Annotated in this window: 16 protein-coding genes and 1 other RNA gene; 14 read left to right on the forward strand and 3 right to left on the reverse strand. The window is 41.4% G+C overall.

Features of this window, described 5'->3' with window-relative positions; all coding sequences use genetic code 11:
• The first annotated feature begins 3 nt into the window (after positions 1–3).
• Positions 4–1,533, forward strand: a complete 1,530-nt coding sequence (locus ABJ384_RS03630) for a DHA2 family efflux MFS transporter permease subunit (protein WP_349928894.1) — start codon at positions 4–6, stop codon at positions 1,531–1,533.
• A 50-nt stretch (positions 1,534–1,583) separates the two neighbouring features.
• On the opposite strand, the gene glpK is transcribed toward ABJ384_RS03630, so the two are convergent.
• Positions 1,584–3,068 (reverse strand): glycerol kinase GlpK, encoded by a 1,485-nt coding sequence (gene glpK / locus ABJ384_RS03635; protein ID WP_349928896.1) that lies wholly within the window; start codon positions 3,066–3,068, stop codon positions 1,584–1,586.
• 131 nt (positions 3,069–3,199) lie between these two features.
• Between glpK and ssrA the strand changes: the two genes are divergently transcribed.
• The 11 genes from ssrA (at position 3,200) to ABJ384_RS03690 (ending at position 10,988) form a co-directional block, all read left to right on the forward strand.
• Positions 3,200–3,559: a transfer-messenger RNA gene (gene ssrA / locus ABJ384_RS03640) on the forward strand.
• A 180-nt stretch (positions 3,560–3,739) separates the two neighbouring features.
• Positions 3,740–4,969, forward strand: a complete 1,230-nt coding sequence (locus ABJ384_RS03645) for a tyrosine-type recombinase/integrase (RefSeq protein ID WP_349928898.1) — start codon at positions 3,740–3,742, stop codon at positions 4,967–4,969.
• Positions 4,970–5,118: 149 nt separating this feature from the next.
• Positions 5,119–5,886, forward strand: a complete 768-nt coding sequence (locus ABJ384_RS03650) for a hypothetical protein (protein WP_349928900.1) — start codon at positions 5,119–5,121, stop codon at positions 5,884–5,886.
• Positions 5,887–6,098: 212 nt separating this feature from the next.
• Positions 6,099–6,314 (forward strand): transcriptional regulator, encoded by a 216-nt coding sequence (locus ABJ384_RS03655; protein ID WP_349928902.1) that lies wholly within the window; start codon positions 6,099–6,101, stop codon positions 6,312–6,314.
• 3 nt (positions 6,315–6,317) lie between these two features.
• Positions 6,318–6,701: a hypothetical protein gene (locus ABJ384_RS03660; RefSeq protein WP_349928904.1), complete on the forward strand. Its 384-nt coding sequence runs from the start codon at positions 6,318–6,320 to the stop codon at positions 6,699–6,701.
• Positions 6,698–6,913: a helix-turn-helix domain-containing protein gene (locus ABJ384_RS03665; RefSeq protein ID WP_349928906.1), complete on the forward strand. Its 216-nt coding sequence runs from the start codon at positions 6,698–6,700 to the stop codon at positions 6,911–6,913. Before ABJ384_RS03660 ends, ABJ384_RS03665 begins: the two co-directional genes overlap by 4 nt.
• Positions 6,910–7,416: a BRO family protein gene (locus tag ABJ384_RS03670; RefSeq protein WP_349928907.1), complete on the forward strand. Its 507-nt coding sequence runs from the start codon at positions 6,910–6,912 to the stop codon at positions 7,414–7,416. The genes ABJ384_RS03665 and ABJ384_RS03670 overlap by 4 nt, the downstream gene beginning before the upstream one ends.
• A complete protein-coding gene (locus tag ABJ384_RS03675; RefSeq protein ID WP_349928909.1) occupies positions 7,409–7,777 on the forward strand; it encodes a hypothetical protein in 369 nt (122 codons plus the stop codon). Before ABJ384_RS03670 ends, ABJ384_RS03675 begins: the two co-directional genes overlap by 8 nt.
• A gap of 9 nt (positions 7,778–7,786) precedes the next feature.
• On the forward strand, positions 7,787–8,104 hold the full coding sequence (locus tag ABJ384_RS03680; RefSeq protein WP_349928911.1) for a hypothetical protein: 318 nt from the start codon (positions 7,787–7,789) through the stop codon (positions 8,102–8,104).
• A gap of 111 nt (positions 8,105–8,215) precedes the next feature.
• Positions 8,216–8,530 (forward strand): hypothetical protein, encoded by a 315-nt coding sequence (locus ABJ384_RS03685; RefSeq protein ID WP_349928913.1) that lies wholly within the window; start codon positions 8,216–8,218, stop codon positions 8,528–8,530.
• Entirely contained in the window at positions 8,523–10,988 is a 2,466-nt protein-coding gene (locus ABJ384_RS03690) for a DUF927 domain-containing protein (RefSeq protein ID WP_349928915.1), read from the forward strand. Before ABJ384_RS03685 ends, ABJ384_RS03690 begins: the two co-directional genes overlap by 8 nt.
• 417 nt (positions 10,989–11,405) lie before the next feature.
• Here the strand turns inward: ABJ384_RS03690 and ABJ384_RS03695 are convergent, their stop codons facing one another.
• Complete coding sequence (locus ABJ384_RS03695) at positions 11,406–12,356, reverse strand: FRG domain-containing protein (protein WP_349928916.1); 951 nt, start codon at positions 12,354–12,356, stop codon at positions 11,406–11,408.
• Between the two features lie 1,712 nt (positions 12,357–14,068).
• On the opposite strand from ABJ384_RS03695, the gene ABJ384_RS03700 reads away from it, so the two are divergent.
• A complete protein-coding gene (locus ABJ384_RS03700) occupies positions 14,069–14,245 on the forward strand; it encodes a hypothetical protein (RefSeq protein ID WP_349928918.1) in 177 nt (58 codons plus the stop codon).
• Between the two features lie 333 nt (positions 14,246–14,578).
• The gene (locus ABJ384_RS03705; protein WP_349928919.1) at positions 14,579–15,715 is read left to right on the forward strand and encodes a tyrosine-type recombinase/integrase; all 1,137 of its coding nucleotides are present in this window, start codon (positions 14,579–14,581) and stop codon (positions 15,713–15,715) included.
• Positions 15,716–15,875: 160 nt separating this feature from the next.
• Here the strand turns inward: ABJ384_RS03705 and ABJ384_RS03710 are convergent.
• A protein-coding gene (locus tag ABJ384_RS03710; protein ID WP_349927412.1) for an IS3 family transposase occupies positions 15,876–17,023 on the reverse strand; the annotation gives its coding sequence in 2 pieces (ribosomal slippage) (positions 15,876–16,777 and positions 16,777–17,023; 1,149 coding nt in all).
• Positions 17,024–17,180 lie beyond the last annotated feature (157 nt).

A 17,180-nucleotide genomic window follows, 5' to 3' on the forward strand; every position in this document is an offset into this window, starting at 1 on the left:
TTTATGAATAACTACGCTCCTATACCGAACTTGACTGGCGGCCGCCTGCTTCTGGCGGCATTTGTACTGGCCTTTGCCAATTTTATGGTCGTGCTGGACATGACCATTGCCAATGTCTCGGTTCCGCATATTACCGGCAGTCTTGCGGTTTCTGCATCGCAAGGGACATGGGTGATTACCTCCTATGCCGTTGCCGAAGCCATTTGTGTGCCTTTAACCGGCTGGTTGGCGGGACGCTTTGGCACGGTCCGAATTTTTGTCATCAGCCTGTTCGGTTTTACCCTGTTTTCAGTGCTTTGTGGTTTATCCACCAGTCTGGAAATGCTGGTATTTTGCCGAATTGGACAAGGCCTGTTTGGCGGGCCGATTATGCCGCTCAGTCAAACCCTGCTGATGCGTATTTTTCCACCGGAGAAACAGTCGCAGGCGATGGGGATGTGGGCCATGACTACGGTTGTGGGACCCATTCTGGGGCCAATTCTGGGCGGGACTATTAGTGATAACTGGTCCTGGCACTGGATTTTCTTTATCAATATCCCGGTCGGGTTGGGCTGTGCATTTGCTGCGATGCGTTTGCTGAAATCTGCTGAAACAGCAACCAATACACTCAAAATTGATATGGGCGGATTAATGCTGCTGATTTTATGGATTGGGGCATTGCAGCTAATGCTGGATTTAGGCCATGAGTATGACTGGTTTAATCATCCCTTTATTGTCATTTTGGCCATGATTGCCTTGATCGGGCTCATCGTTTTTACCATTTGGGAACTCACCGAACGCCATCCGGTAGTGAATATCCAGATCTTTAAATATCGTGGATTTACCATTTCCGTTTTGGCTTTAGCCTTTGGTTTTGGGGCCTTTTTTGGCAGTATTGTCATGATTCCACAATGGTTACAGGTGAATCTTGGCTATACCGCCACTTGGGCAGGTTATTTGACTGCAACCATGGGTTTTGGCAGTTTGCTGATGTCGCCCATTGTGGCCAAACTGGCGACCAAATATGATCAGCGGGCTTTAGCCAGTTTTGGTTTATGTCTGCTGGGTGGAGTGACCCTGATGCGGGCCTTCTGGACTACTGAAGCCGACTTTATGGCCTTGGCATTGCCGCAAATCTTGCAAGGTTTTGCCGTACCGTTTTTCTTTATTCCACTCTCCAATATGGCTCTGGCTTCAGTATTGCCGCAAGAAATGGCTTCTGCCGCAGGGTTAATGAATTTCCTCAGAACCATGGCCGGGGCAATTGGAGCGTCGATTGCCGTTACCATTTGGGATGATCATGCAAAGGTGGCACGTAGTGAGATGGCCGGAAGCCTGCAAATGGATGAAGTGCAAAATACGCTGATCCAAAGAGGAATGAGTCCAGAAAGCAGTTTGGGCTATATTTCGAGTCTGGTCGATAAAGAAGCATCTACCTTATCTGCCAACCATGTATTTTTAATTCTGGCGATGGTGTTTGTTTTTGCCGCGCTGATTATCTGGCTATGTCCAAAACCCAAAAACGGTGTCACCGGTGGTGGACATGCACATTAATCAAAAACCGCTTTTCGAAGCGGTTTTTGATTATCTTGGATATGAAGATATTAAATATCTGATTTAGCCCGCTTTAATGCAGTTTGCCATTTGCTTAGATGAAATTGGCGCTGGTCTTCATTCATATTGGGTTCAAAAGCCCGCTCCAGTTGCCATGATGCAGAAATATCCGACATGCTGGAAAATACGCCAGCTTTTAATCCAGCCATGGCTGCTGCACCCCAAGCGGTAGATTCCAGCATTTTAGGACGCAATACCGGCACATTTAAGATATCTGCCTGAAACTGCATCAGCATGTCATTGCTACTCGCACCGCCATCGACGCGCAGTTCCTTTAAGGGATGGGTAATATCGGATTGCATGGCCATCAGGACATCGGAGACCTGAAGGGCTATCGATTCCAAAGCTGCACGGGCAATATGGGCTTTGTTGGTTCCACGGGACATGCCGCAGAGCAGGGCACGGGCATCACTGTCCCAATGCGGAGCACCCAGTCCGGTAAAAGCCGGCACCAAAACTACGCCGTCGGTATCTTTTACCTGACAAGCCAGCTGTTCGACTTCACGACTGTTTTGAATAATCCCTAAACCATCACGTAACCATTGCACAATGGCACCCGCCATAAATACACTACCTTCCAGTGCATAAGTGGTTTTTTCATGACATTGCCAGGCTAAGGTGCTCAAGAGCTTGTTGTGGCTAAATTGCACCTGATGCCCCGTATTGAACAGCATGAAGCAACCCGTGCCATAGGTATTTTTTGCACTACCCACTTCAAAGCAGGACTGGCCAAACAGGGCCGATTGCTGATCACCCAAAATTCCCATAATTGGGATATTTGCGCCCAATAAACCTGTAGCCGTGTCTGCCATATAGCTATCCGAAGCAATAATTTGCGGCAGAACTGAACGCGGGATATTAAACAGCTGTAGCAATTCTTCATCCCAGGCCTGAGTTTGCAGATTCATCAGCATAGTACGGGAGGCATTGCTGGCTTCAATGACATGTTCTGCACCTTGGGTTAAATTCCACATCAGCCAGCTATCGACTGTTCCAAAAGCCACGTGTCCCTGTTGTGCCAGATCACGCAGACCTTCGATATTTTCCAGCAACCAGACCAGTTTTCCGGCACTGAAATAAGGGTCAATTCTTAAACCGGTTTTCTGCTGGATGGTGTCTTGTAAATTTTGTTGCAGAAGCCTATTACACCATTCAGTTGCACGGCGGTCCTGCCAGACAATGGCAGGGGCAAGCGGCTTGCCATTGCGCTTATCCCAAACCACGGTGGTTTCACGCTGATTGGTCAGTCCAATGGCTTTGATATCTTTTGCCAAAATACGGGCCGAGGCGAGGGCCTGCTGCACAACTGCAATTTGTGTGGTCCAGATTTCCTGTGCATCCTGTTCTACCCAGCCTGAATGTGGGGTAGAGATATGTATTTCACGCTGAGCTGTTGCTTGAACTTTTCCCTGTTCATTGAAGATAATCGCACGGCTAGAGGTGGTTCCCTGATCGAGTGCAAGTAAATAGCTCATAATTTTTTCTTTTATAGGACTTGAAAAATAAAATATTAACGCAATTATTAAATTAATCGCATCTGTTTGTGTAAATGTTTAAAAAACGCACTGCGGGTTTGAACATTTATGTTATGATTGCGGTCTACTTTGGGGGTGTTTCTGGCTTCGACGCTGGTGATGAAACTCATAGATGCATGTCGAGAGCGCATTTTCTCTCGTAAATCAAATTTGCATTTTAATAGTCGCAAACGACGAATCATACGCTCTAGCTGCCTAAGGGCAGCTTGTCCGCCTCTCCGAATACTTGTGGTTAGAGAGTCCGACTGAAGCGCACGCACACAAGTCCGTATAAAGCCAAGCCTCGGGGCTTTGTACTAAACTTAGAGGATCGCGATTTGTACCCTGTTCGTCGGGTCACAAAGAGTTAAAACAATAGACGATATCTAAGCATGTAGTATTCTCGAGCGTAGTGCTGGCGGACGCGGGTTCAACTCCCGCCACCTCCACCAAATACCTAACAAGACATGGCAAAATATGCCAAGTCTTAAAACGAAAAGGCTTGATTCCAAAGGGATTGAGCCTTTTTTCTTGCCTGAACATAACTAAATATAACTAGCTACAGTGTACATGCACGGTGTACACTGCCTTGTACATTGCACATTTTATTGAACTCACGGGTGTACAAGCTCATGAAAAGAACCGATATCAAACGCAGGCCATTATCAGACACCGTTTTAGCTAACCTAGAACCTGAATCAAAAGAGTATCGGGAACTGGACGGCGAAGGCTTATATTTCCGTGTGAAGCCTGATGGCAAAAAGGCATGGTTATTTAGATATAAAAAGGCGGATGGCAAATGGTCGTGGTTGGGTATCGGCACTTATCCTGAATTATCGGGAGCAGGGGCAAGAAAGAAAGCGCGAGAGATAATCAAGGATATTTCGCATGGTGATAATCCAATCATTACCAAGCAGGAACGTAAACGGCAAGAACTGGAACAGAACAATGCCACCTTTGAGGTATTGGCGCGTGAATGGTTAGACACCAAAGTAGATACCTGGGTACAAGATACCATGACCCGAAATAAAGGTGCATTAGAAAAACACATATTCCCAATTTTTGGCAAACGCTTGTACACCACAATCAAACCGATTGAATGGATGAATCATTTAAAAGGGATTCAACAAGAGCAGGGCATATATGAACAAGTAAACCGAGTTCGTGCCATGTGCCGTGATATATACGATTTTGCAAAGGTGACTGGGCGGATGGATTACAACCCAGTAGAAGGCATCCAAAAATACCTACAGCAAGGCAAAAAAGAAAATATGGCTCATGTGACTGAGCAGGAGCTACCCACACTATTAAGAGCTATTAATAATTACCCATCACTGGATGTACGAATGGGCCTACAGCTTTTAACTATGTTGTTTTGCCGACCTACTGAATTAAGGGAAGCTAAATGGGAGGAGTTCGTTTTAGAACAAGGATTATGGAATATTCCCGAATATCGCATGAAGAAACGCCGTGAGCATGTCGTACCTTTATCCACTCAAGCGGTGGCGATATTGAAAGAGTTGCAGACCTACCAAACCAATTCAGAGTATTTATTCCCAAGCAGATCGGACAAGAACAAGCCAAAATCAGACACGGTTTTTATTATGGCCCTACGGCGCATGGGCTATGAAGGCAGACAGACACCACATGGATTTAGGCACATTGCCAGCACCTTGTTAAACAATCGTGGTTTTGATGAACGTCATATTGAGGCAGCTTTGGCTCATGTAAAGGATGGAGTGGCAGGAGTGTATAACAAGGCCCAGTACCTACAGGACAGGGCAAACATGATGCAATGGTATGCAAACCATTTAGAGGAAATTGCAGATCAAAGCATTATCCAATTTAAAAAGGCCAAGTGACAAACCTTGTCGCTCCATTTACCCAAATATACACAATTATAATTAAATATCGTTTATATTTAGTTTGCTAAGTCTAGCCTGACGGGGCGAAAGTCGGACACCCATCCGATTGACTTAGCACCATTTTGGGGATGCTGTGGGAGGCGGTTTTGATTGGTGCTAATGAAGATTTAGATAATATTCCAAAGCAATTTATTTCAGTTAATGAATTATTAGGGCTTTTTTCTAAACTTGAAAAAATCACCATAGAGCAGTCTGCACAATGGCTATTAAATAATATCCATATACTAAATAGATCAAAAAAATTGGTACTCAAAAATACCTACACATTGATTGAGTATGAATATAACGATAATGATTTTTACAATTGCCCAATTGAAGCGGTCTCGCTTATTGCTAATGGTGAAGATTGCGACCCTTTTAATGATTATGTAGGTTTTTCTAGATACATGATATTGATGAGCTTAAAGGAGTTAGGCTTAGATATTGATGATACTTTAATTGATAATAGTCATGCTTATATTGCCCAAAACTGCTATGAATACGATGATAATTTTTATAAAAAGCAGTGCGCTTATTTAAATAGTATGATCAATAAAAAGCCTGAACAAGAGCTACCGATCCAGCAAGAAAAGAGTATTAATCATCTCTATCTATTAAATCCAAATAATCAAAACTACGTGCCAGCATACGCCTTACTTTTAAGAATACACCATGATTTAAATACGGTTGGCAGATTTGAAGGTACAAAACAGCAAAGAATTGAAATGTGTATTGAGGAATATGGGCACTTGTATTCGTATCAAAATACGCCAACAAATGTTTTGCATTTATCTAATCTAATAAAAGTTAGAACAGCAGCCAAAGAAGAAGCAAGTACAGCTATGAACAAAATACTTTCTCAAGAGCAAAAATAGTATCTCCCTTTATCAAAATAATAATTGAATCTTATTAAAATAATATTTTCGTTAGCCGTAATGATAATTTGTGAAGAAAAGTAATATTTTTTACGGATAATTAATATTTTAGTCCTTTAAATTCATATATTTAAGTGGTTAATTTATATTTTTTAAATGCCCATATCTTGTTTTTATATACCTACACAATATTTAGCCATGTAGGTGCATAAATGACTATTAATCCAATCCGCGTCCAATTCAAAACCGCTTGTGAGCTATTAGACATAAGCCGTGAATCATTACGCCATATCGTGCGTACTGACGCTGATTTTCCGAAGGCAATTAAGATGGGAACTGCTAAACAGGCCCCAGTATATTTTGACTATTCCGAGCTTGTAGAGTGGCACAACAAGCAAAAACAAAGCCTTGCAGCAATGGAGGCTTAACCCATGACCAAAACACAAATTAAAGCCATTGCCTTGAATGCCTGCCGGCAATTAAACGCCGTGGCAAAGGATGTTTATAACCGTGATTTAGTGACGAGCATTAATCATGACCAGTTAAAAGACACCTCGGCCACGCTAAACGATCTATACGGCGTATTGGATACTCAGTACCAGCGCAGTATGAAAGCCGGTATTGATGAGCCTATGGAATACACAGAGCTTGTCAAAAAGCGCATTGATGCCCTTGCCGAATATATCCGTCCAGCGCGTCTTAAAACTGTTCATATCTCACCTAAGCATATTGTACAAATGCTCGATACTGAACAGCAGGCCATGCACCACCTTTCAACCCTCCTGGATGGAATCAATATAGGGGGTAAGGCATGAGTACAAACCATCAAACCCAAGTTTTAGCCCACCTTAAAACTGGCAAAACACTTTCACAGGCTGAGGCTATTTATCACTTTGATTGCTACCGGTTGAGCGCCGTCATTCAGCGTTTACGCATTGCCGGGCACAACATCGTAACCCACAACGAACCCAACCTTAACGGTAAAGGAACCCATGCACGTTACGAGTTAAATGAGGTGCAGGCATGAAACCATCTATTTTTAATTTCAATGAGCACGGCGTTCGTATTGTCCTTGATGGGAATAACGAGCCTTTATTTTGCCTTACTGACGTATGTAGCGTCCTATCAGTGAGCAGAACATCACGCTTATTACGTGAATTAGATTCAAAGGGTATGGCAGATTGCCACATCCTTACAAATGGCGGTACTCAAAAGCTCAAGTTTATTAATGAGCCGAATCTTTATCGCATTATTTTCCGATCTAATAAAAAAGAAGCATTGAGCTTCCAAAACTGGGTATTTGCAGAGGTACTGCCGACTATACGAAAAACTGGGAGCTATTCAGCACGGCAGACCGCTTATGAAGAATTGAACCGCCTTTGTATGCAGGAAAAAATATCAAAGGACAAAGGCACATTTCACAGTTTAGGTATGCACCGCCGTAAACATGAAAAGCATTTAAACGCCGTCCGTATTGAAACATGCAAAGCAAATTTACAGTTCACTTTTGAAGGGGTAGGCCATGAATAAACATGTAAACCCCGAGTTTTTTAAAGCCTTTGACCATTACAAAGCAATGCTGGCCCAGTATGGGGAACACCACCCCATCACAGAGCAGGCACTCATGCTGACAATGCACTACACGCCTGAGCATATCAAAGCGGAAATGCACCAAAAGGCTAAGGAATTAAACCTACTGCCACCAGTAAGCGGTTATACGGATGACGGTGAGCCTATGTACAGCCTGGAAGATATAGCCAAGCATTTCGGTATTAGCTTTGAAGATGCCGAACAGCATTTACTGCAGATGATGGATAACCGCGAAAAAGTCGGACTATCCAATGATGGCGTTTTGGTTGATTCAAATATCAATATCAACCTGGTGCAATGAGGGGAAAGCATGAAAAATAAATCATTCAACATTGCCAACATGCCCAAGTATGGTTATATTAATCAGGCTTTGAGCAAAATCTCAAAGTTAGCTTTGGTCGGCTATAAATATTCAGCGCATACAGTCCGCTTAGTGGGCTTTTTTTGTATGTGTAATCTCTCTATGCGTTCGCATATCTCTATGGCGAAGTTGGAGGGGGACACTCTCGAGTGTGCCAGTTACCTGAATTACTGGTCGACCAACCCCTTTCAGCTTTGCCACCATAATTACTTGGTCGTAATTGGCAAAGCTCCGTTAAATAATTCAGGAGCGCACTCTCATGCCTAAAAATATCCATCAAATTACACGCCAGCGCATCCAATCCGCAGACTTTGCACAAAAACAGGGATTAGTTCAGCGCATTTCCTCAATGCTTAAAAAAGTATTGGGAGTGTAATCATGTCGAATCAAATCAATTCTAAAAATGCACCTAAAACCTATGATGCTGGCGATATGCACGACTTAGCTGCATTGGCCGAGTGTGATATGGGCTGGATGAGTACGGCAATCACTCATGTTAAAAAAGAAATAAAAAGGATTCATGGTTTAGCCAAAAATGGTGAAGTTATTTCTCAATATCATTTTTCTGAATTAATCACGCATTTAGATATGTATGAATATCTGGCAGATGACCGCCGTCATCATCATGCTAAAGAGGCTGAGGCATACGAAGCTGAATGGGAGAAAATTAAAGGGGGTAGCCACAATGCTTGATTATGACCACCCCAAAGAACTAATAACACCCGAAGCTATTTTATCCGAATGTGTGCAGCTTGTATCGTTTAATGAGGCTTATTCATCACATCCATTAATACAGCGTTTTGGCAGCCCAAATCAGCCAATCTATGTTGATCAAAGCAATGTCGATATAAACGGCGTTACTTATGAACAGCCTTTGATTCTGCCTATCATGAATGGTCAACTTGAGCAGATCCAATGCGCAGTATTACAGGATGCCCAGCGTGTGCAAATCATGCTGGACGGATTGGCCAAAGGTTTTGCATGTTATGGCGACTTAAAGAAAGATCAGCCCATTATCATTACCTATGGCCTGGAAGCATTCTTTAAGATTGCCCAGGCCGGTTACGCCGTTGTATTGGTCGTACTCCCTACGCTATGTAATGTTAAGCATACAACACTCAAACCGTTTGATTTTGAGCAGATCCATTTTGTGATTAATCAGCTGTCAAATGCCGGATATAGCCAGCTTTATATGCCGGTACGCCCTGAGCATATCCAGCTGGAGGCATTCCAAAGCCTTGAGCAAAATACGGCAGTCAGATTATTAAACCAATATATAGAATATGGCGAAAGTTCATTTCTGACTGAGCTGTATAAGGATGATGATGTAGAAGAGGTTAAAGCTTTTATTCAGCTGGCGATTCAGCAATTGCCTGCAAATAAACTATTGCCCAAAGGTCATTTAGCCAAGCCTTTCAGAATGGATGACGGCGCATTTCTACATATCCTGGATACGGGCCTATATCTGATTAAAGAAAAAAGAGATGAGGACGGACAGCTTAAACAGACCCGGACTTTTATCTGCCATTCAGCCATTATCTTAGGCGAAGCGCGCAGCCTGAATAATGACAACTGGAAGCGTGTTATTCAGTTCCATGACAAGGACAATACTCTACACCGGTTATTAATCCCTTATGAGCATTTTATGGGTGAAGCCCAAGAGGCCTTAAAGATTATTGCCAATCATGGCTTGATGCCACCACGTCAAGCCTACAAGAAAAATGTCTTCATCAACTATATTCAAGATTACCCGATAGAACAGCGTTTCCGCTGCGTAGATCGTGCCGGATGGCATGGCTACTGTTTTGCCACACCCAATAAAACCTATGGCAACAGTGAAGATGAAGAACTGCTTTTTCACAGTGACAGCAAAAGCCCTTATACCGTATCCGGGACCTTTGACGAATGGCAGGATCTTAGCCGGCTGATTGAATCCCATGCTTTAGCTGTACTGGCATTCTCATGTGCATTTTCCGGGCAATTGGTTTTGCCTTTAGGTGCTGAAAGTGGTGGCTTTCACATCTATGGTTCATCGACCGATGGTAAAAGTACCATTACTAAAGCTGCCTGCAGTGTGTGGGGTAATCCAAAGCATATATCCAAGTCATGGCGGACCACAGATAACGCTTTAGAAAATGAAGCCGAGTTAAGAAATGACAGTTTTTTAAATCTGGATGAACTACGCCAGGCTGTGCCTAAAGCCGTGTCTGATATTGTTTATATGCTTACCGGTGGCCAAGGTAAGGCCCGAAGCACCAAGGCAGGTAAAAACCGAGATGCCAAGCAATTCAGCCTCATGTATACCTCTACCGGTGAAGTCACCCTAGAGGAACATTTACGCCGTGGCAATATCGAACTGGATGCAGGCCTATTGCTGCGCTTCGCACATATCCCCAGCGATGCAGGTAAAGGATACGGCGTATTTGACTGTATTAACTACGGTATAGCACCGCAGGACATTGGTAACCGCATTAATGAGCTGGCATCACAGCATTATGGTCATGCCGGCATTAAATGGCTTGAGTATCTGACCCAAGATAAAGATACGGTCATGCAGAAAGCCCAGGTTCTACTGGATAGCTTTATTGAACAGTACAGCCACGTTAAGAATGGTCAAGCCAGCCGTGTTTTACGCCGTTTCGCACTTGTAGCTGCAGCTGGAGAACTGGCCACACAAGCAGGCATTACAGGATGGCAGCAAGGGCGTGCATTTGAGGCTATAGCACAATGTTTTAATACTTGGCTGGGGAGCCTGGGCAACGGTGAGAACATGGAAGAAACCAAAACACTCGAGCATATCAAGGCCTTCTTTGAGGCCAATGGTACAAGCCGTTTTGAGGATCTAACTGTAATCAGACAGGCAGATGGTGAAGTCATCCGGCAACGTATTCATAACCGTGTTGGCTACTATGACCCTGAAGAAAAGACCTACCTGGTATCGCCGACCATGTTTAAGAAGGAAATGTGTATCGGGATGAATGAAGCCAGTGTTAAAAAGGCATTGATCAAGCATGGTTGGATTAAAGAATTTATTGAGGGAGATAAAAAACTCTATGTGAAGAAGTCCAGCAATAATCTACCCGATGGCACCCGGCCCCGAATGATGCATTTCAGCGCAGAAGCTATGCAGAGCCTAGATCATGAAATCTAGAAATCATATTTATAAGGTGGACGCAGTGGACAAGGTGGACATAGAGATATTTATTTTAGTTAAAATACTGTTATATATAGATATTAAGATGTCCACTTTATATAAATATATCTATTTTAATAGGTGGACATAAGGTGGACACGATTCAACGCAATCTATTCTGTCCACCTTATCTATTTTTAATGTCCACTTTTTTACTATGCAGATTTACATACAGGTGGACTAAATTAATTATTTAAAAACATGTATATAATTACTTCTGTCCACTTTGTCCACCATGTCCACCTAAAAAGACACACATACAAGTACAAACAGATTAAGAGATTGGCCAAATGCCAAACGTCAACAAAGTAATCCTCATGAGGTGTATTAGGTCGTGACCCTGAAGAAAAGACCTATAACCATAGAACTTAATTTTTAAAGGTAAACAGGGATGCCATCACCAGATTTTTGCCCAGTTCCTCTCTCAAAGTTTCTTTTTGCAATACATTCATTTGCATACCTAGCTGCTCCATCTGCTCCCCTAAATAGAGTTGCAGCATTAATTGAATAATCATTACAAAAATTAAAAATTTTTAGAGCCTCTATATGAGAAATAGTAATTTTCAACAATCCCTTCTCTTGTTTTTTTTCTTTCATAAGATCATTTAGTAATTTAACATTTGTGAAACGATTTTCTTTGAATTCTAATTCTTGATTGCGGTGAAATTGCTGTCGAATTAGCGTAAAACATCCTTGTTGAGATGATACGTTTACATTCGCTGCTCTTGGTACATCAATAATTTCTAAATTAGTTTGACTGTTCTGATTGAGTCTATATTTTATATCGGTATCAAAAACCCAAATAGACAAAGATTTTTCGTTCACTGATTCGTAATTTTCTTTATAGGAACATATAGCTCCACTAGCAGCGAAATACAAAGCAACCAACGGATTGTAAGACCAATCAAGTAGTTCTGTTCTATAACCATAGTGCTGGGAAAATGCTAATAATTCATAGATAGATTTACTTGGCCAAATAGATGAATCAAAAACACCCCTGTCATCAAATACCTTAACAGCCTCTCTCAATTCATAAGAATCATTAGGAATTAAAACGGCACTTAAATCACATCCTTGAATAAATGATTGAAGGTAAGTAGAGTGAGTGTGGTATAAATCTTCATATTTCTTCGAATACTTAAATGTATCTCTAAAAAGACTTGGAACTAGCAAATGTTCAGAGTCATATTGCCCTCTATATATTAAACGGGTGTTTTTAGCTCCAATATGTGGATCTAGTTTGTCTTTGTTTTCGGGTCTCAATAAATCAATAAATTCATCAAAATTAACAGTTAATTCAATAAAACCATCGTCTGAAGTACTCATCATATAAGCCATTTAAATTATTAATATTAATGAGTAAACATTATCATAATTTTAGCTTTGATTAGCTCCAACACATATATCTTGTCAATTGCTATATCAGTTAGCCACTTAATTGGGGCTTTTCTTCCTTGATAGACCTTTTGTATTTGTTGGACAAGGTACTCAAAAAAACACTTATAAAAATGCACTCAAACCGAAGCTATACAAGGCATACGGCGTTTTAACTAAACATTGACTTTGTCCTGCTACGTCCAACAAGATTATCCTTATTTTAGGTGGACGACATATATTAAAAATAATACTCAAAAACTCACTCAAAAGCAGATACGGCAAGGCTTTAGGCTGTTTTATGAAAACCCTATTTCGTCAACCTAGGTCAACCTAAATTGGCTAAAATTTACTTTGACAAGGTACGCCGTAAATATTCTATAAAATCGCCTATAAGCCTTATCAGCCATAGAACACAGCCCTTTTATATACTTTTCATAAAACTGCATTCCGTCTAAGTACGTCAAAGAAGAAGCCTTATTTCATCAACGTACATCAACGTAATACGTGCCATTTCCACCATTCCAACAAGGTACAACAAGGTAAATTTATTTTGCTTTACAGCCCATCTGCATAAATCGCTATGTAAGCCAAGCACAGAAAGGCATACAGCCATTTTATTAATTTCAATCCGTATAGCTACGTAAAGCAAGAAATGTGAAAAATGACCTATCTCATCAAGGTACATCAAGGTAAATGGCTTATTTCATCTAAGTACATCTAAGTAATTTTTGTTTTACATGGTACTTATAAGAAATACCGCCTATGCCAGTTACAGCAAGGCATACAGCGATTTAATGGCTTTGATTTCGTAAAACAACGTAAAACAAAACACCCTTAAATTATTCTCTACGGCGTTTATTTAGTTTCCTTGATAGGACACCAGTAGAAAGACTATTAAAATGACCTTAAAGCTATATGCAGCAAGGTTTACCGCTATTTTGAGGAAATCCTATTCCATCAAGTTTCATCAAGGAAAGCCCCTTGTTTTGTACAGCTACGTAAAGAATTTTCCCCCTTATTTTTTGTCTTACAGCACCACATTAAAAAGACCATCAAAACCATGCTCAAATATAGGCACAGAAAGGTTTACGCCGTTTGTGACGAAAACCGATCTTGTAAAGGTACGTAAGGGTAAAAGCACTTAAATAGATCAGATTAATTAGTGATACAGCGCATCTTAAATTTGATAGACAATACTGCTTCAATACATAAGTGGAAGCCAATAAACATAAGGGATACAGCCAATTTATAAATACGTTTTTGTCTAGCTACGTCTAGCAAATCCGTATCACTACGTATCAGTAAATGATGCTTAATCACGCTGTTATGATTTCAAGTTTTATCAGGTTCGAATGTCAGGTTTTGACAGGTTCAACGCGTTTGAGCATCACCTGGGCATCTTTGAATATTAGGTTTTATTAGGTTCAACATTAATGACGGCGCAAAATTGCGTTGGCCGAACTACGAAACTTTCGTACAGTCACCAGTACCTAAGCTTAAAAGTGAGCAACGCCTCTTAACTGCCTTAAAAGTGTAGTAAGCAGATCGGGAGCATTCATCCAACTGGGGAACTTGCTCTACCACTTGGGCGGTCAAGTTAATTCAGCATTTCAAATGTGGATGGGTACGCATTTTAAATATGCTGTTTGGGTGCGTACTGAATGCGTACCATGTACCAGTGCGTACCTGAACCACTAAATAGAGGAGCAGCTTTTAAATACTCTATTTCGCTTCAATCAAATGATGGGAGCGAAAAAACACAGCAAACCGATACACCAGTGCAGGCAATATTTAAAATAAAAGGCGTGGGCGTGCGAGGGGAGTTATTTTTATATTAATTTGACTCCCGATATAGCAACTAAACCCGAAGAAAATAGGCCAGCAACATATAATTTGTACACTGTCATGTACACTAGGTTTTTTATATAAAATTTAATAAATATAAAACAATTACTTAGGTAATTTGTTCAATTGTCGCCACCCCACCAAATTTCAATTCAGAGAAATCCAACTGAATGTAAAAAAGCCCTTAAAATCAATGTTTAAGGGCTTTTTTATTGCCTTGATTGTCCGATAGTGTTTGAAGCGATCTGACCTGATTTTTGCCATTTATGGGTAAAAAGAGGGAAAATTTTACCCACAGAATAGCTATTGCTAGTGGGGGAAATCTAATGGCTTTAACAGATATCGAATGTAAGAAGGCGCAACCGCGCGATAAACAATATCGTCTTTCAGACTCCAATGGCTTATCGCTACAAGTAAATCCAAATGGGAAAAAATACTGGAATTTACGTTTCACTGTAAATGGAGAGCGAAGATCTGAGTCGCTCGGTCAGTATCCCGACATGGGGCTTAAAAAAGCCCGCGAATTAGCCTTGGAAATTAAGTACAAATTTTCTCGTGCTGAAGAAATTGAAGAGCTGAAGCCGTTGTTTCGTGAAGTGGCTGAGGATTGGTTCAATAACCAGAAAGAAACTTGGTCACATAAACACATCTTAAATGTGCAGGCTTCTTTAGATGAACTGTACGTTTCATTGGGTGATAAACGCATCAATCAGATTAGTGCACCTGAGATTTTGCAAAGCATTAAAAAGATTGAGGTGCGTGGATCATTAGAGGTTGCTAAACGTACCTTGTCACGTTGTGGCATGGTGATAAAGTACGCGATTGCACATGGCTACCGCTATGATAATCCTGCAGGGGATCTGGTCTATGCCCTGAAATCAAAGAAAGTCACCAATCTTGCGTCTTTACCAGCATCAGAGATGCCACAATTTCTAGTGAAAGTACGTTCTTATCCAAGTGATGCCCAGACACAACATGCCATTATGTTGATCATGCTGACAGGTGTGCGTGTAAGTGAATTGCTGCAAGCAAGATGGGAGGAGTTTGATTTAGAAGGGCGTAAATGGGATATTCCGGAAGAGCGTATGAAGAACCGTTTACCACATCGAGTGCCTTTGACGGATATGATGGTCCAGGAGCTTCATGCATTGCGTTTGACCCATAATCAGGAATTGTTATTTCCCCATCGCTTGAATAACAAAGAGCCAATGCATAGTGAAACGATTTTACAGGTGATTAAACGCTCAGGATATGCAGGACGTATGACCACGCATGGTTTTCGTTCGCTTTTCAGCACTGTGTTGAATGAGTCAAACCTATTTAGCCCTGATGCGATTGAACGCCAGCTTGCACATGTGCCGCAAAATAGAATCCGTTCAGCATATAACCGTGCACAGTATTGGGATGAGCGTGTAAGGTTGATGGAGTGGTATGGTGAGCAGATCAAAAACTGGTTGAAGTAATAAATTTACTCAAGAAGCCTCTGTCTGATAGGAGGCTCTTATTGTTTATTTTTAATTAATAATATCCTAAAGCCTATAATAAAAATGAATAAGTTATACCTACGTCAAAATACTATCTACATATACGAATGACTTGAATCTCTGAATAGCCACCAAAATTCTAGACACACATAACCATCTTTTGATGGGCCTTTTCATAATCTAATGGAGAACGCTGACCATTGGAACCATGTCTGCGTTTTGAATTGTAGAACATCTCAATATATTCAAAAATATCCGATCTGGCTTCAGTTCTTGATGCATAGATTTTCTTCTTAATTCGTTCCCGCTTTAATAGCTGAAAGAAGCTTTCTGCAACAGCATTGTCATGGCAATTCCCTCTACGACTCATACTACTTTCAAGATTATGATGCTTGAGAAATGTCTGCCATTCATGGCTGGTGTATTGGCTGCCTTGGTCAGAATGGATTAGGACTTTGTTCTTTGGGTTTCTTCGCCATAAAGCCATCAATAATGCATCTAAAACCAGGTCTGTCGTGATTCTGGATTTCATCGACCAGCCAACAACAAGACGTGAAAACAGGTCAATCACAACTGCGAGATATAGCCACCCTTCATGAGTACGGATATAGGTAATATCTGTCACCCATATTTGGTTGGGATAAGTTGGATTAAATTGGCGGTCTAAAGTGTTTGCGGCAACGATAGCTGGATTACCAGCGTGAGCTCTAGGTTTACGATAGCCACGCTGTGATTTGAGACCATTCGCCTTCATGAGCCGATGTACTCGATTAATCCCGCAACTTTCACCAACATCTTTTAAATCACAGTGAATCTTGCGATAGCCGTAGATACCACCAGATTCCAGCCAGAACTGTTTAATCAATCCTGAAAGCTGTTGCCGTTTCCTCGCAGTTTTACTGGTGGGTTGCTTTAACCATGCGTAATAACCACTGTGATGAACATCCAGAGCTGAACATAAACGACGGACAGGCCATATGTGCTGATTGTCCTGAATAAAGGCGTACCTCATTTGGACTGGCTTGCGAAGTACACCGCGGCCTTTTTTAATATGTCTCTTTCTTCAGTGACCCTTTGCAGCTCTTTTTTTAACTTTGCCAATTCTGCACTTGGATCAGTAGATTCTGTTGTCTTGGGTTGCTGTGGATCATAACGTTTAATCCAGGCATATAAACTATGTGTGGTGGTTCCTAAACGTGCAGCAACTTCGGTCACACTATGACCTTTCTCAGTGACTTGTTTTACTGCTTCAATTTTGAATTCTTCAGGATATCGTTTACTGCTCATAAGCACCTCGTTAATTAGCCATTTTATCTAACTAAAAGGTGTCTACAAAATCGGTGGCTATTCAGTCTGCGATTAAAGATCGTGACAAAACAAGAGAAACACTTATTCAGTCGTTACCATAAACATTAATCTAAGACTTATTCCTCAAGAGTTTAGA

Source organism: Acinetobacter sp. A1-4-2, assembly GCF_040233925.1.
Classification (GTDB): domain Bacteria; phylum Pseudomonadota; class Gammaproteobacteria; order Pseudomonadales; family Moraxellaceae; genus Acinetobacter.

Coding starts and splice junctions, on each gene's coding strand:
- ABJ384_RS03690 (WP_349928915.1), top strand. CDS start 8,523: ATGCTTGATTATGACCACCCCAAAGAACTAATAACACCCGAAGCTATT.
- ABJ384_RS03630 (WP_349928894.1), top strand. CDS start 4: ATGAATAACTACGCTCCTATACCGAACTTGACTGGCGGCCGCCTGCTT.
- ABJ384_RS03655 (WP_349928902.1), top strand. CDS start 6,099: ATGACTATTAATCCAATCCGCGTCCAATTCAAAACCGCTTGTGAGCTA.
- glpK (WP_349928896.1), bottom strand. CDS start 3,068: ATGAGCTATTTACTTGCACTCGATCAGGGAACCACCTCTAGCCGTGCG.
- ABJ384_RS03705 (WP_349928919.1), top strand. CDS start 14,579: ATGGCTTTAACAGATATCGAATGTAAGAAGGCGCAACCGCGCGATAAA.
- ABJ384_RS03700 (WP_349928918.1), top strand. CDS start 14,069: ATGCGTACCATGTACCAGTGCGTACCTGAACCACTAAATAGAGGAGCA.
- ABJ384_RS03695 (WP_349928916.1), bottom strand. CDS start 12,356: ATGAGTACTTCAGACGATGGTTTTATTGAATTAACTGTTAATTTTGAT.
- ABJ384_RS03645 (WP_349928898.1), top strand. CDS start 3,740: ATGAAAAGAACCGATATCAAACGCAGGCCATTATCAGACACCGTTTTA.
- ABJ384_RS03685 (WP_349928913.1), top strand. CDS start 8,216: ATGTCGAATCAAATCAATTCTAAAAATGCACCTAAAACCTATGATGCT.
- ABJ384_RS03680 (WP_349928911.1), top strand. CDS start 7,787: ATGAAAAATAAATCATTCAACATTGCCAACATGCCCAAGTATGGTTAT.
- ABJ384_RS03665 (WP_349928906.1), top strand. CDS start 6,698: ATGAGTACAAACCATCAAACCCAAGTTTTAGCCCACCTTAAAACTGGC.
- ABJ384_RS03675 (WP_349928909.1), top strand. CDS start 7,409: ATGAATAAACATGTAAACCCCGAGTTTTTTAAAGCCTTTGACCATTAC.
- ABJ384_RS03660 (WP_349928904.1), top strand. CDS start 6,318: ATGACCAAAACACAAATTAAAGCCATTGCCTTGAATGCCTGCCGGCAA.
- ABJ384_RS03670 (WP_349928907.1), top strand. CDS start 6,910: ATGAAACCATCTATTTTTAATTTCAATGAGCACGGCGTTCGTATTGTC.